The 14,223-nt window shown below is 73.8% G+C and carries 14 protein-coding genes and 1 pseudogene; 5 read left to right on the top strand and 10 right to left on the bottom strand.

From position 1 onward, the window contains the following. Positions 1-133: 133 nt before the first annotated feature. The 5 genes from fabF to ABZ641_RS12920 form a co-directional block, all read right to left on the bottom strand. Positions 134-1,402: a beta-ketoacyl-ACP synthase II gene (gene fabF / locus ABZ641_RS12940; protein WP_344622676.1), complete on the bottom strand. Its 1,269-nt coding sequence runs from the start codon at positions 1,400-1,402 to the stop codon at positions 134-136. A gap of 115 nt (positions 1,403-1,517) precedes the next feature. After that, positions 1,518-1,760: an acyl carrier protein gene (locus ABZ641_RS12935; RefSeq protein ID WP_030267568.1), complete on the bottom strand. Its 243-nt coding sequence runs from the start codon at positions 1,758-1,760 to the stop codon at positions 1,518-1,520. A gap of 87 nt (positions 1,761-1,847) precedes the next feature. Further along, positions 1,848-2,879 carry a beta-ketoacyl-ACP synthase III gene (locus ABZ641_RS12930; protein ID WP_359981372.1) on the bottom strand — a complete coding sequence of 344 codons (1,032 nt, stop codon included), beginning with the start codon at positions 2,877-2,879 and terminating at the stop codon, positions 1,848-1,850. Then, positions 2,876-3,817 carry an ACP S-malonyltransferase gene (locus ABZ641_RS12925; protein WP_344622678.1) on the bottom strand — a complete coding sequence of 314 codons (942 nt, stop codon included), beginning with the start codon at positions 3,815-3,817 and terminating at the stop codon, positions 2,876-2,878. Before ABZ641_RS12925 ends, ABZ641_RS12930 begins: the two co-directional genes overlap by 4 nt. A 90-nt stretch (positions 3,818-3,907) precedes the next feature. Beyond that, positions 3,908-5,104 carry a PucR family transcriptional regulator gene (locus ABZ641_RS12920; protein ID WP_078660900.1) on the bottom strand — a complete coding sequence of 399 codons (1,197 nt, stop codon included), beginning with the start codon at positions 5,102-5,104 and terminating at the stop codon, positions 3,908-3,910. Between the two features lie 267 nt (positions 5,105-5,371). Between ABZ641_RS12920 and ABZ641_RS12915 the strand changes: the two genes are divergently transcribed. Continuing rightward, the gene (locus ABZ641_RS12915) at positions 5,372-6,148 is read left to right on the top strand and encodes a pirin family protein (protein ID WP_344622679.1); all 777 of its coding nucleotides are present in this window, start codon (positions 5,372-5,374) and stop codon (positions 6,146-6,148) included. 13 nt (positions 6,149-6,161) lie between these two features. On the opposite strand, the gene ABZ641_RS12910 is transcribed toward ABZ641_RS12915, so the two are convergent. After that, positions 6,162-6,962 (bottom strand): hypothetical protein, encoded by an 801-nt coding sequence (locus tag ABZ641_RS12910; RefSeq protein ID WP_359981368.1) that lies wholly within the window; start codon positions 6,960-6,962, stop codon positions 6,162-6,164. Positions 6,963-7,049: 87 nt separating this feature from the next. Continuing rightward, complete coding sequence (locus tag ABZ641_RS12905; protein WP_344622681.1) at positions 7,050-7,883, bottom strand: serine hydrolase domain-containing protein; 834 nt, start codon at positions 7,881-7,883, stop codon at positions 7,050-7,052. A gap of 184 nt (positions 7,884-8,067) precedes the next feature. Between ABZ641_RS12905 and ABZ641_RS12900 the strand changes: the two genes are divergently transcribed. Continuing rightward, entirely contained in the window at positions 8,068-8,508 is a 441-nt protein-coding gene (locus tag ABZ641_RS12900; RefSeq protein ID WP_359981376.1) for a MerR family transcriptional regulator, read from the top strand. Beyond that, a complete protein-coding gene (locus ABZ641_RS12895) occupies positions 8,505-9,509 on the top strand; it encodes an aldo/keto reductase (RefSeq protein ID WP_359981365.1) in 1,005 nt (334 codons plus the stop codon). Before ABZ641_RS12900 ends, ABZ641_RS12895 begins: the two co-directional genes overlap by 4 nt. 27 nt (positions 9,510-9,536) lie before the next feature. On the opposite strand, the gene ABZ641_RS12890 is transcribed toward ABZ641_RS12895, so the two are convergent. The 3 genes from ABZ641_RS12890 to ABZ641_RS12880 all read right to left on the bottom strand — a co-directional run bounded on the left by ABZ641_RS12890 (position 9,537) and on the right by ABZ641_RS12880 (position 11,995). Then, positions 9,537-10,718 carry an alpha/beta hydrolase gene (locus tag ABZ641_RS12890; protein WP_359981363.1) on the bottom strand — a complete coding sequence of 394 codons (1,182 nt, stop codon included), beginning with the start codon at positions 10,716-10,718 and terminating at the stop codon, positions 9,537-9,539. A 153-nt stretch (positions 10,719-10,871) separates the two neighbouring features. Continuing rightward, the gene (locus ABZ641_RS12885) at positions 10,872-11,219 is read right to left on the bottom strand and encodes an MmcQ/YjbR family DNA-binding protein (protein WP_359981361.1); all 348 of its coding nucleotides are present in this window, start codon (positions 11,217-11,219) and stop codon (positions 10,872-10,874) included. Between the two features lie 86 nt (positions 11,220-11,305). Next, positions 11,306-11,995, bottom strand: a complete 690-nt coding sequence (locus ABZ641_RS12880) for a TetR/AcrR family transcriptional regulator (RefSeq protein WP_344622685.1) — start codon at positions 11,993-11,995, stop codon at positions 11,306-11,308. Positions 11,996-12,223: 228 nt separating this feature from the next. On the opposite strand from ABZ641_RS12880, the gene ABZ641_RS12875 reads away from it, so the two are divergent. Beyond that, complete coding sequence (locus ABZ641_RS12875) at positions 12,224-13,837, top strand: MFS transporter (protein WP_359981358.1); 1,614 nt, start codon at positions 12,224-12,226, stop codon at positions 13,835-13,837. A 200-nt stretch (positions 13,838-14,037) separates the two neighbouring features. After that, positions 14,038-14,223: pseudogene (locus ABZ641_RS12870) on the top strand (serine/threonine protein kinase); the annotation flags it as partial.

Raw genomic sequence — 14,223 nt, 5'->3', positions numbered from 1 at the left:
TCACCGGCCGGCCCCCCGCAGGCGAAGGGGGCGGGGGGACCGCGCGACGGTGGGGGCGGATGCCGTGCCCCGCCGGTCGCGCGGTTCCCCGCGCCCCTCCTTGGTACCGCTACCGGTGCCGAGTGAGCGATTCTCAGACGGTGCGGAAGGCGAGGACCACGTTGTGGCCGCCGAAGCCGAAGGAGTTGTTCAGCGCCGCGATCCGGCCCTCGGCGGGCAGGTCGCGCGGACCGCCGCGGACGATGTCCGCCTCGATCTCGTCGTCCAGGTCGTCCACGTTGATGGTCGGCGGGGCCGTGCGGTGGTGCAGCGCCAGCACGGTCGCGACGGTCTCGATGCCGCCGGCGCCGCCCAGCAGGTGGCCGGTCATCGACTTGGTGGCCGAGATGGCCACGTGCCCGAGGTGCTCGCCGAGCTCCTTGGAGAGGGCCTTCACCTCGGCGGTGTCGCCCTGCGGGGTCGAGGTGGCGTGCGCGTTGACGTGCACGACCTCGGCCTTGTCCAGGTCGCTGTGCTCGAACAGGTCGGCGATCGCACGGGCGACACCGGCACCGGTCGGCTCCGGCTGGGCGATGTGGTGGGCGTCCGAGGACAGGCCCTGGCCGACGGCCTCGCAATAGACGCGGGCACCGCGGGCGGCCGCGTGCTCGGCCGACTCCAGCACCACGACGCCCGCGCCCTCGCCGAGGACGAAGCCGTCCCGGGCCTTGTCGTACGGACGCGAGGCGCGCTGCGGCTCGTCGTTGTTCTTGGACATCGCCATCATGTTGGCGAACGCGGCGATCGGCAGCGGGTGGATCGCCGCCTCGGTGCCGCCGGCCACCACGACGTCGGCGCGGCCGGTGCGGATCATCTCGATCGCGTAGCCGATCGCCTCGGCGCCGGAGGCACAGGCGGAGACGGGGGTGTGCACGCCGGCGCGCGCACCGACCTCCAGGCCCACGTTGGCCGCGGGGGAGTTCGGCATCAGCATCGGGACGGTGTGCGGGGAGACCTTGCGGACGCCCTTGTCCTTCAGCACGTCGTACTGGTCGAGCAGGGTGGTCACGCCGCCGATGCCGGAGGCGATCACGGCGCCCAGGCGCTCGGGCGCGAGCTTGGAGGACTCGTCGGTGGCCGGGGTCTCGAAGCCCGCGTCGGCCCAGGCCTCGCGAGCGGCGATCAGCGCGAACTGCGCCGAGCGGTCCAGCTTGCGGGCCAGCGGACGGGGCAGCACCTCGCCCGGGTCCACCGCGGTGCGCGCGGCGATCCGGACGGGCAGGTCCGCGGCCCACTCCTCGGTCAGCGCGCCCACGCCGGAACGGCCCTCCAGCAGGCCCTCCCAGAACGAGGCGGCGTCGCCGCCCAGCGGCGTGAAGGCGCCGATACCCGTGACTACCACGGTGCGGTTTTCAGCGGTCACTGGTTCTTCTTCTCTCACGTGTGCAAGGGGTGGCGGAGGGGCCGTGGGGGAACGGCCGGCCGGGGCTGGGTGCGCCCCGGCCGACCGCAGGCAGCCGGACGGGCCGGCCGCGGGTTCAGCTGTTGGCGAGGATGTAGTCCACCGCGTCGCCGACGGTCTTGAGGTTCTTGACCTCGTCGTCCGGGATCTTCACGTCGAAGCGCTCCTCGGCGGCCACGACGACCTCGACCATGGACAGCGAGTCGACGTCCAGGTCGTCGGTGAAGGACTTGTCGAGCTCGACGTCCTCGGTCGGGATGCCGGCGATCTCGTTGACGATCTCGGCGAGACCTTCCAGAACCTCGTCCTTGGTAGCCATAGCGGCTGCTCCTCTTCGGGTGTAGACAGCGAGCGGTCCGGCGGACCGTCGCGGGATTTCGGGGGCGCGGGCGCCCGGGGAGGGTGCCTAGGGGAGAGTAACGACTGCGGCGGCGTACACGAGACCCGCCCCGAAGCCGATGATGAGGGCGAGGTCGCCGCTCTTGGCCTCACCGCTCTCCAGCATGCGCTCCATCGCCAGCGGGATGGAGGCCGCGGAGGTGTTGCCGGTCTCGGCGATGTCGCGCGCGACCGGCACCGACTCGGGCAGCTTCAGTGCCTTGATCATGGCGTCGGTGATGCGCATGTTCGCCTGGTGCGGGATGAAGGCGCCGAGCTGGTCGGCGGTGATCCCGGCGGCGTCCAGGGCCTGCTGGGCCACCTTCGCCATCTCCCAGACCGCCCAGCGGAAGACGGTCTGACCCTCCATCCGCAGGGCCGGCCACTTGGCCTCGTCGCCGGCGCCGTTGACGGCGTCCTCCTTGGCGAACGCGGTGTCCCAGGCCTGGGTCTGCGAGATGACGTCGCGCTGCGAGCCGTCCGATCCCCATATCACCTTGCCGATGCCGGGGGTCTCGGACGGACCGACGATCGCCGCGCCCGCGCCGTCACCGAAGATGAAGGCGGTCGAACGGTCGGAGGTGTCGGTCAGGTCGCTGAGCCGCTCCACGCCGATGACCAGCACGTACTCGGCGCTGCCGCCGCGCACCATGCCGTCGGCCAGGCCCAGGCCGTAGCCGAAGCCCGCGCAGGCGGCCGAGATGTCGAAGGCCGGGGCGGTGCCGCAGCCCAGCCGGTCCGCGATCTCGGTGGCGATCGCCGGGGTCTGCTTCAGGTGCGAGACGGTCGCCACGATCACGCCGCCGATCTGCTCCGGGGCGATCCCGGCCTGGGCGATCGCCTTGCCGGCGGCCTGCACCGACATCTCGGCGACGGACTCCTCCGGTCCGGCCCAGCGGCGCTCGGCGATCCCGCTGCGGGTGCGGATCCACTCGTCCGAGGACTCGATCCAGTTGAGCACCTCGGCGTTGGGAATCACCCGGACGGGGCGGTAGCCGCCGACGCCGTGGATGCGCGAGTGCGCGGCACCGGTGGCCGGCTTGATCTGGGGCGCTGTCATCCGTTGTTCTCCTGAGCACCGTGCTCGGCGACCAGCCCGCGGGCCTTGTCGAGATCGGCAGGGGTCTTGAGGGCCAGCGTCGCCACGCCCTTGAGGTTGCGCTTGACCAGGTTGGTGAGGGTGCCCGCGGGCGACAGCTCGATCACGGCCGTCGCACCGAGCTGCTGGATCGCGTCCATGCACAGGTCCCAGCGGACCGGGTTGGAGACCTGCGACACCAGGCGGGCCAGCACCTCGGCACCGGAGCCCACCACGCCGCCGTCCTTGTTGGAGACGTACGCCACGGCCGGGTCGGAGACCGCCAGCCCGGGGGCGAACTTCTCCAGGCGCTCCACGCCCGGAGCCATGTGCTCGGTGTGGAACGCGCCCGCCACCTTCAGCGGGATCAGCCGGGCGCCGGCCGGCGGGTCCGCCTTCAGCGCCTCCAGCTGCTCCAGCGTGCCGGCCGCCACGATCTGGCCGCCGCCGTTGTTGTTGGCCGCGGTCACGCCGTGCTCGGCGAGCTTCGCGGCGACGGCGTCCGGCTCGCCGCCGAGGACGGCGGTCATCCCGGTCGGCCGCGCGGCGGCCGCCTCGGCCATGCCCAGGCTCCGCTCGCGGACGAACGCCAACGCGTCCTCGGCGCTCAGCACGCCGGCCAGCGCGGCCGCGGTGATCTCGCCGACGCTGTGGCCGGCCACGCCGCCGACCAGCGAGCGGAAGTCACCGTCCGCGAACAGCACGCCGGCCGTCACCAGGCCGGCGGCCACCAGCAGCGGCTGGGCCACCGCGGTGTCCTTGATCTCTTCCTCGGAGGCCTCGGTGCCGTAGCGGACGAGGTCGAGACCGGCGACCTCGGACCACTGTCCGAGGCGGTCGGCGGCGCCGTCCAGCTCGAGCCAGGGGCTGAGGAATCCGGGGGTCTGAGCACCCTGTCCAGGGGCGACGATTACGAGCACGGTTCAACCCTCTCTCGCCAGGCACCCGTGGGCGGGTAGGCGACGACAACGAAGAAAAGCACGCCGGGTTGTGCAGTCCCTACAGCGCGGTCAGCCCTGGTCGGCGACGGCTCCGAGACGGCCCAGCGCAAGGGCGATGCGCAGGGTGAACGCCGAGCGCACGTCGGACGGAGCATAGCCCGTGACGTCAGTCACACGACGCAGCCGGTAGCGCACGGTGTTGGGGTGGACGAAGAGCATCCGGGCCGCGCCCTCCAACGAGGACGCCTGCTCCAGGTAGACACTCAGCGTCTCCAGCAGTGCCGACCCCGCCTCGTCCAGCGGTGTGTAGATCTCCTCCACCAGCTGCCGCCGGGCCGCCCGGTCCCCGGCGAGCGCCCGCTCCGGCAGCAGGTCGTCGGCCAGCACCGGCCGCGGCGCGTCCGGCCACGCCGCGCACGCCCGCAGCCCGGCCGCCGCGGCCTGCGCCGAGCGCGTCGCCGACAGCAGGTCCGGCACGCTCGGACCGACCACCACCGGGCCCGGCGCGAACTGCCCGATCAACGCCTTCGCGGTGTGCACCGGCTCCTTGTCGCCGCCGACCACCACCACCAGCCGGCGGCCCAGCACGCCCGTCAGCACCTGCAGCTTGGCGTACCTGGCGGCCCGTCGGATCGCCTCGACCACGGCCTCGCTGTCCCCGTCCGGGGCGCTGCCCATCACCACCCGTACCTGGCTCGGCTGACCCCAGCCCAGCGCCGCCGCCCGCGACAGCACGCCCTCGTCCGCGTCGCCGGAGAGCAGCGAGTTCACCACCAGCGCCTCCAGGCGCGCGTCCCACGCACCCCGGGCCTCCGCCGCCTGCGCGTACACCTGGGCCGTCGCGAAGGCGATCTCCCGCGCGTACACCAGCACCGACTCGCGCATCCCGGCCTCGTCGCCGGGGGCGGCCACCTCCTCGATGGCCTCCTCCATCACCTCGATGGTGGTGCGGATCAGCTCCACGGTCTGCCGCAGGGTGATCGCCCGGGTCAGCTCGCGGGGCGCCGTCCCGAAGACGTCCGTGGAGATCGCCTGCGGCGCCTCCGGATGCCGGTACCACTCGGTGAACGCCGCGATGCCCGCCTGCGCGACCAGGCCGATCCACGACCGGTGCTCCGGCGGCATCCGCCGGTACCAGGACAGCTGGTCGTCCATCCGGGCGATCGCCGCGGTGGCCAGCTTGCCCGAGGACTTCTCCAGCCGCTTCAGCGTCGCCGAGCGCAACTCGGCCCGCTCGGCGGCCAGTCTGCGCTCCTGCGCGGTCAGCCGCCCACCTCGCGGAGGGCGCGGCGGCTCCCCGGCCGGCGCCGCCTTGCGGGCGGCCGCCTTTTTGTCGGCCTTCGCGCCGTCGGCCCTCGCGCTCTCGGGCTTCGGGCTGTCGGGCTTCGGGCTGTCGGGCTTTGCTGATGCGGCTGGCACAGGAACAAGACTGCCTCACCACACGCCGTGCTCGTGCACACCCCCCGCCGGTGGGAACCCGGCGCGCCGGACCGCACCGGCCGCCCGCCGCGCCGCACCGGCTACCGTGAGCGGGTGACCGAGACCCGAGACCGCGGCCGTGCCGACCTCCGCCGGGCGCCCGAGCGCTACCGCTCCACCCCGGCCGAGGGCATCGAGACCCGGCACTCCTTCTCCTTCTCCGGGCACTACGACCCGAAGAACACCCACTTCGGCGCGCTGCTCGCCTGCAACGAGGAGACCCTCGCCCCCGGCGCCGGCTTCGACGAGCACCGCCATCGCGACACCGAGATCCTCACCTGGGTGCTGGAGGGCGCGCTCGCCCACCGCGACGACGACGGGCACGCCGGGGTCGTCCGCCCCGGCATGGTCCAGCACCTCAGCTCCGGCTCCGGCATCGGCCACACCGAACGCAACCTCGGCGGCTCCGCCGTGCCCGTCCGCTTCGTCCAGATGTGGCTGCAGCCCGACACCTTCGGCACCCCGCCCGCGTACGGCCTGCGGAAGGTCGAACCCGCCGAGGACGGGCTGACCCTGCTCGCCTCCGGCCTGGAACGTGACGCCGCGTCGGACGCCCTGCGGCTGCGCCGCTCCGACGCCGCCCTGTACCTCGTCACCGCCGGCCCGTGGCAGCCGCTGCCCGCGCTCCCCGAGGCGCCCTACCGGTACGTCCACCTGACCGCCGGCTCGCTCGGCTACCGGACCGTCCCCGGACCGCACGGTGCCGGCCGCTCCCTCGAACCCGGCGACGCCGTCCGCATCACCGGCGACGCCTTCACCGACCCCACCGCCGGCCCGGACGGCGCCGAACTCCTGCTCTGGGAGATGCACTCACCGCTGACCTACGGCTGAGGCCGCGGGGTCCTCACAGGTCCTCGTGGTCCGACCAGGTGTACCAGGGGCCGGACCGGTGGGTGTAGGACACCTCGTCCTCCGGAGGCCCGTCCGGCAGGTACGCGAAGCCGGTGCGTTCGAGCAGACCGCTGCCCGGCACGGTGAACCGGAACCCGCGGACACCCACCGCGGTCACGTCGTCGACCGGGTACGTGCCGAGGTGCGACGGCTGCGGCAGCCGGCCGTCGCCGGCCGCCACGTGTTCGGCCCGTTCGGCGAAGGAGCTCAGCGCCGGACGGGCCAGCGCGAACCGGGCCTGCTGCGGCACCTGGAAGTGCAGCAGCACCGCGGTGGCCGCCAGCAGCAGCGGCGGCACCGCCCACCGCCAGTTGCCGGCCGGCCGCACGGCGGCGGCGGGTGCGTCGGAGAACAGCCAGCCGAACCAGAGCACGACGGTGGCGGCACCGCCCGCGAGCGCCACGAAGGCCATCGCCCAGTCCGCCGCGGGCAGGCTGAACGCCAGCAGCGCCGCGGCGGCCAGGACCGCGCAGCCCGCCAGGACGGAGTTGCCCGGCCTGCGGAGCCGACCGCGGCGACGCCACAGGGCGGTCGCGGCGGCGACGGGCATGGCGGCGGCGACGAGCGCGGCGATGCAGCCCAGGGCCCCCAGCGCCACCAGGCACACGGCGACCACGGCACCACCGACCGCGACGATCCCGGTCGCCCGCGGCACGGCCGCGACGAGGAGGACGAGCAGGGCGAGCAGGACGGGCCCGCGGTAGCCCTGAACCGTCATCAGCTGCCGCACCCGCGACACGGACATCGAATGCATGACCGATGATCTACCGCAGCCGGGCGCGGCCGTGCAAGGCCCGTTCCGGGCACCGGGCCGGGTGCCCCCGCGCCCGGAGCGGCCCCGTCAGCCCCGGAGTTCGGCGAGGACGGCGTCGGTGAAGAGCGGCCAGACCTCGGCGGCCCAGGGGCCGAAGTCACGGTCCGTCAGGGCGACGGTGGCCACACCGGCGGCGGGGTCGACCCAGAGGAAGGTGCCGGACTGGCCGAAGTGGCCGAAGGTCCCGGGCGAGCTGGTGGTGCCCGTCCAGTGCGGGTCCTTGGCGCCGCGGATCTCGAAGCCGAGCCCCCAGTCGTTGGGCCGCCGGTGGCCGAAGCCGGGCAGGACGCCGCCGAGACCGGGGAAGGCGACCTCGCGGGTGGCCCGCTGCACGGTGGTCGGGTCGAGCAGCCGCGGGGCCTGGAGCTCCGCGGCGAACAGGGCGAGGTCGGCCACGGTCGACAGGCCGCCCGCGCCGGCCGGCGCCCGGTGCGCGGTGTTGATCAGCGTGGCGTGCATCCCGAGCGGCCGGAAGACGGCCTCCTGCGCGTACTGCGCGAACGGGATGCCGGAGGCCTTCTCCAGGGTGTCGGCGAGGACGTCGAAGCCGGCGTTGGAGTAGAGCCGCCGGGTGCCGGGCTGCGCCATCACCCGGTGCTCGTCGAAGGCCAGCCCCGAGGTGTGGGCGAGCAGGTGACGGACGGTCGAGCCCTCGGGCCCCGCCGGGTCGTCGAGTTCGAAGACGCCCTCCTCGACGGCGACCAGCGCGGCGTACGCGGACAGCAGCTTGGTCACCGACGCCAGCGGGAAGAGGTGCTCCTGCGTCCCGTGCGCGCCGAGCACCGCCCCGTCCGTGCCCCGCACCACCGCGGCCGCCGCGTTCGGCACCGGCCAGTCCTCGATCATCCGCAAGCTCTGCATGCGCCGACCATAGCCGCCCGCCGGCCGGCGCCGCGTGGCAGGCTTGCTTGGAGTGCACTCCAACTCAGTAGCGTCGTAGCCGTCGCCGACCACCGAGGAGGCCTCCGTGGCACCGCCCGTCCGCTCCGCGTCCGTTCTCGCCGATCCGCTCGCCTGCACGCACGAGGACGAGCCGGCCGAGCCCGTGCGCAGCGAATGGCACACGATCAGCGAGGTCTCCGCGACCACCGGTCTGACCGCGCACACCCTGCGCTGGTACGAGCGGATCGGCCTGCTCGACCCGGTGGACCGCTCGCACTCGGGACAGCGCCGCTACAACGGCGCCGACCTGGCCCGGCTGGCCTTCCTGGGCCGGCTGCGGCTGACCGGGATGCCGGTGGCGGACATGCTGCGCTACGTGGAGCTGGTCCGGGAAGGCGACCACACCACGGGCGAGCGGCACGACATCCTCGTCGCGCAGCGCGAGGAGGTCCGGCAGCGGATCGCCGATCTGCACGCCACGCTCGCCGTGCTCGACCACAAGATCGACATCTATTCGTCCAGCCTCCCCGGCGACGGCGCGACCGGCCCCTCGGCCGGCGCCGCGGCCGCGGACGCGCCCGGCAGGAAGCAGAAGAGCGCATGACCCTCCCCACCGCACCGCTCGGCACCAACGGCCCCGTCGTCGGCATCCAGGGCCTCGGCTGCATGGGAATGAGCGAGTTCTACGGTCCGACCGACACCGAGGAGGCGCTGGCCACCCTCGACGCCGCCCTCGACCTGGGCGTCACCCTGTTCGACACCGCCGACATCTACGGCTCCGGCCACAACGAGGAACTGGTCGGCCCCTTCGTCCGCGCCAACCGCGACCGCGTGGTGCTGGCGACCAAGTTCGCCATCGAGCGGCGCGCGGACGACCCGACGTACCGGGGCGTCCGCAACGACCCGGCGTACATCCGCAGCGCGGTCGACGCCTCGCTGCAGCGCCTCGGCATCGACGTGATCGACCTCTACTACATGCACCGCCGCGACCCGCAGGTGCCGCTCGCCGAGTCGGTGGGCGCGATGGCCGAGCTGGTGCAGGCCGGCAAGGTCCGCCACCTCGGACTCTCCGAGGTCACCGGCGCCGAACTGCGCGAGGCGTACGCGGTGCACCCGATCGCCGCCCTGCAGTCCGAGTGGTCGATCTTCTCGCGGGACGTCGAGCGCACCGCGGTGCCCGCCGCCGCCGAGCTCGGGGTCGCCTTCGTGCCGTACTCGCCGCTCGGCCGAGGCTTCCTGACCGGCGCGTTCACCGCCGCCGAGCAGCTGAGCACGGACGACTACCGCCGTTACCACCCGCAGTTCTCCGGTGCCAACGCCGCGGGCAACGCGGCCCTGGTGGCGCCGATCCAGAAGATCGCCGCGGAGCTCGGCGTCACGGCCGCGCAGGTCGCGCTGGCCTGGGTGCACCAGCGGGCCGAGGTCCACGGGCTGACGGTGGTGCCGATCCCCGGCACCCGCAAGCGCAGCCGGCTCGCCGAGAACACGGCCGCGGCCGGACTGAGGCTCACCGCCGAGGAGCTCGCCGAGCTGGAGCCGATCGCGGGCCTGGTGACCGGCAACCGCTACGCCGACATGTCCTCGACCTCGGCCGGCCGCGAGTAGCCCGGCCCGCGGACGTCACCCGCCGAGCTAGGGCTGGCGGCGGGTGACGTCGCCGTAGTCGCCGAGGGCGATCGAACCGAAGTTGTGGAGGCTCTGGGTGCCGTCCGCGAAGTAGCCGGTGTGGCCGTTGGAGCCCAGCGAGGAGACCTCCACGGCGCCGAACTCCTGCGTCGTCGGGTCCGCGCCGTGGCCGAAGCCGCCGAACTCCAGGTACGGCACGTTGCCGATCCAGTCGGTGGGGTTGCGGGTGGCCCACACCCGCACGCCCGGCCCGAGCTCGGCCGAGGTCTGCACGCCCATGCCCGGGCTGCCGAAGACCACCACGTCGGCCGGGGCCGAGCCGTGGATCGACGGGGCGGCGGTGCCGCAGACCACCGAGCCGTAGGAGTGGCAGAACAGCGTCGGCGGGAGGGTGGCGCTGCCGGTCTCCCGCAGCCCGGCCAGCAGCCGCAGCAGCCGCGGCGCCGCGGCCTCGGCCAGCCGCGAGGTCACCGCGTCCGGGCCGAGCCCCGAGGGGGTGACGTAACCGGTCCAGGCGATCACGGCGGTGCGGGTGCCGGGGGACTGCCGGTGCTCCTCGGCGAGCAGGGCCCGGGCCATGCCGGTCACCGAGCGCAGCGGGTCGGCGGTCTGGTCGAAGTGGGCGAGGTCCGCGTCCGAGCCGGGCACCAGCACGGAGATCCGGTCGGCGGTGGCGAGGTCGCCGTACGCCTCGCTGACCAGTCCGCGGCCGCGCGGGTCGAAGGCGAGGATCTGCCGGCCCGGCTTGAGCAGCCGCTCGGTGTCGTCGGCGCGGACGGAGGCGGCCGCGCGCTCGACCGGGGAGAGGCGGTGGTCGGCGGCGCGCTCGCGGGCCCGCTCGACCTCCTCGGTGACCGCGATCCGGTTGGCGCGGTAGCGCAGGGCCACCGGGACGCCGTCGAGGTTGCCCACGACCAGCGGATACACCTCGGCGAGGCGGTCCTGCTCGGCCTCGCTCAGGCCGGCGAAGAAGGCGGCGACGGCGGGCGCGTCCGCGGTGGCCGGGTCGGGCAGGGCGCGGCCGAGCGACTCGTCCTCGACCCAGGCGGCGCTGCCGGCCGGCGGGGTGGTGATCGCCACCTGCTCGTTCGAGGCGGCGGCCTGGGCGGCGGCCGCTCCGGCGTCCAGCAGGACGGCGGAGGCGGCGAAGGCGCCTATCAGCATCCGCTTGACCCGCCTGCGCTGCATGGGCGTACTCTCCCTCGGGCCGGTGACCGTGACAGCGGGCGGGGCCCGACGGTGGTACGACTGCTGTGCCAGCCAGGGTAGAACGCCCGAGCTGGGGGTGAGCAGAGTCTAAACCGTGTGATGAGTCACACAGGAGAGGGACCTGGCGTGGCGTCAGGTTGCCCGTTCGGCGTCGAACGTCCGGCCCGGTCGCTCGGGCGCGGTGCTGCGCCGGGCCTCGGTGACCAGCTCACGCGGCTCGTCCGCACCGACCCGGCCCAACTCGACCAGCAACCAGCCGTGCCGGCCCACGTACGGGGCCACAGTACAGGTGTCCGGATCGGCGGAGAGCAGGGCCGCCTGCTCCTCCTCGGGCGCCCTGGCGCAGACCCGGCCGGAGTCGGGGGTGCCCATGGCGAAGGTCTTCTCACCGACCCGCAGGGTCACCTCGGTCTCCCGGGTGAGCCGCTCGGTCGCCGAGGGCAGGGCGAGGCCCGTCTCCAGGAACTGATCGAACGTCACCGTGCCGCAAGCCCGGAGGTGCCAGGTGACACGCCCCTGAGCGCTGCTCGGGCCCTCGCGCCCCTGGGTGAGGTGCTCGTGACTCCTCAGCTGCGCCAGGGGCCGGCGAGGGCGGGGCCGAGTTGGTCGAGGTGGCGCTCGATGATGGCGATCATGCCGTCAGGGCCGGCCGCGTGGGCGGCGGTGTCGGCCGTCCACGACAGGTGGGAGACCCGGATGACGGCGCCGAAGGCGGCGGCGAGCACCCGCGGCCGGACGTCGGTGGCGGGGTCGAGGCCCTCGCGTTCGGCGAGGATCGCGGTGACCACGCCCTCCTGCTCGATGGTGCGCCGCAGGTGGGCGGCGAGCAGCATCGGCGTGGACTCGATGAGGTCGATCAGCTCCAGTGCGGCCTGCACGCCGCCCGGTCCGCTGCCCTCGTCCCGGCTCATCACCTGCCAGGTCTGGGTGATGGAGGCCCGCATGGCCTGCAGCGGCGTCTCCTCGGCGGGCCGGCGCCGCAGGCACTCGACGAAGTAGTCCTCGGCGTCGGCGAGGACGGCCAGCGCGACCTCCTCCTTGTTGGCGAAGTACCGGAAGAAGGTGCGCTGCGAGACGTCCACGTTGGCGGCGATCTCGTCGACGGTGGTGCGGGCGTAGCCCTGCCGGAGGAAGAGGCCGTGGGCGGCCGCCACGAGGGAGTCCCTGGTGCGCTGCTTCTTCCGCTCGCGCAGTCCGAGGACCCGGCAGTCGGAGGCCGGCTGTCCGGTGCGGGAGGGGGTGAGCGGCAGGGCCATGCAGGGCGCCTTTCCTGGCAGAGCGGGACGGATACCACGATAGCGGTTCTGCCAAATGTCAGTGCCAGACGTACGACATGAATTGCCGAATGTCAGTAGCTGACATAATGTTCCCGCGAGTGGCGCCGCCGGGGCCGGACAGCCGTGGGGACGGGTGGGCCCGCGGCGCCACCTCGCCACGTCCGCAGCACGTCACCCTCGTCTCGTCCGAAAGCCCGGAGGGCACGCATGAGTTCGTCCGTCGTCAAGACCGGGAAGGCGGACGCGCCGTCGCGGTCCGCCGGCACCCCGCCGACCGGCTCCCGGGGCCTCCAGGGCCACCCCTGGCTGACCCTGCTGACCGTCGCGGTCGGCGTGATGATGGTGGCCCTCGACGGCACCGTCGTCGCCATCGCCAACCCGGCCATCCAGGCCGACCTCGGCGCCTCGCCCGCCGACATCCAGTGGGTGACCAGCGGCTACCTGCTGGCGCTCGCGGTCTTCCTGATCACCGCCGGCAAGATCGGCGACCGGTTCGGCCACAAGTCGACCTTCCTGGTCGGCGCGGCCGGCTTCGCCGCCACGTCCGCCGCGATCGGCTTCGCCGGCAGCATTCAGACCGTCATCCTGTTCCGCGTGCTGCAGGGCCTGTTCGGCGCGCTGCTGCAGCCCGCCGCGCTCGGCCTGCTGCGCGGCGCCTTCCCGGCCGAGAAGCTGAACATGGCGATCGGCATCTGGGGCGGCGTGATCGGCGCCTCCACCGCGGCCGGCCCGATCGTCGGCGGCCTGCTGGTCGAGCACGTCAACTGGGAGTCGGTCTTCTTCATCAACATCCCGGTCGGCCTGATCGCCCTGGCGCTCGGCCTGTGGATCCTGCGCGACGTGAAGACCGAGAACGCCGCGAAGTCCTTCGACATCCCCGGCATCGTGCTGCTCTCCGGGGCGATGTTCATGCTGGTCTGGGGCATCATCAAGGCCCCGGTCTGGGGCTGGGGCGACCCGGCGACCCTGGTCTTCCTCGGCGGCGCCGTCCTCGCGATGGCCGTCTTCGCCTTCTGGCAGACGAAGGCCAAGGAGCCGCTGATCCCGCTCAGCCTGTTCCGCTCGGTGCCGCTGTCGGCCGGCACCCTGCTCATGGTGCTGATGGCCTTCGCCTTCTTCGGCGGCGTCTTCTTCGTCACCTTCTACCTGCAGAACGTGCACGGCATGGCCCCGGTCGACGCCGGTGTCCACCTGCTGCCGATGACCGGCATGATGATCGTCGGCGCCCCGGTCGCCGGTGCCGCGATCGGCAAGCTCGGCCCGCGCATCCCGATCGTCGCGGGCATGCTCTTCACCACCGCCGCCATGCTCGGCATGTCGACCCTCTCCACCGACTCCGGCACCGGCGTGATGTCGCTCTGGTTCGTGCTGATGGGCCTGGGCCTGAGCCCGGTCATGGTCGGCGCCACCGAGGTGATCGTCGGCAACGCCCCGCTGGAGCTGTCCGGCGTGGCCGGCGGCCTGCAGCAGGCGGCCATGCAGGTCGGCGGCAGCCTCGGCACCGCCGTGCTCGGCGCCGTGATGGCCTCCAAGGTCACCGACGTGCTGCCAGAGAACTGGGCGAAGGCCGGTCTGCCGCCCGTCCAGGGCGCCCAGGCCGAGGGCCTCAACCAGGCCGCCCAGCTCGGCATCGCCCCGCCCGCCCCGGCCGGTACCCCGCAGCAGGCGGTGGACGCGATGGCGAACGCCGTCCACACCTCCTTCGTCAGCGGCATGTCGCTCGCCTTCGTGGTCGCCGCCGTGGTGGCGCTCGCCGCCGCCGGCCTCGGCCTGCTCACCAAGCGCGGCGCCAACGACGCCGGTCCGGCCGTCCACATCTGACGCCCGCGCAGCCCGCGCACCACGGCCCGTCGCACCACCCACGCACCCGGTCGGGAGTCCGCTCCCGGCCGGGTGCGCTGCGTCGCCGTCCCGCCGCTCCCGGTCGCCGGGCCGGGGCACCGGGCCCAGACTGGGAGCCGGGCGGGGCCGTCCGGCCGGAGCGGCGGGACGGATTTTCTGACGGGGCACAGGGGACGGCGATGGACCCAGCGGACAGCGGCGGGCCCCCGGCGGACGGCGGGGCGGACGACTCGAACGACTCGAACGGCACGCACGGCACGGGTGACGCGGGCGGCGCCGACGGCCGTCTGCTCGCGGGGCGCTACCGGCTCGGGCGGCGGCTCGGCCGCGGCGGCATGGGCACGGTCTGGGTGGCCCGGGACGAC

The sequence above is a fragment of the Kitasatospora sp. NPDC007106 genome (assembly GCF_040634455.1).
GTDB lineage: Bacteria > Actinomycetota > Actinomycetes > Streptomycetales > Streptomycetaceae > Kitasatospora > Kitasatospora arboriphila.
Note: the sequence above shows the minus strand (reverse complement) of the source record. Positions and strands in the feature narration are given on the sequence as shown.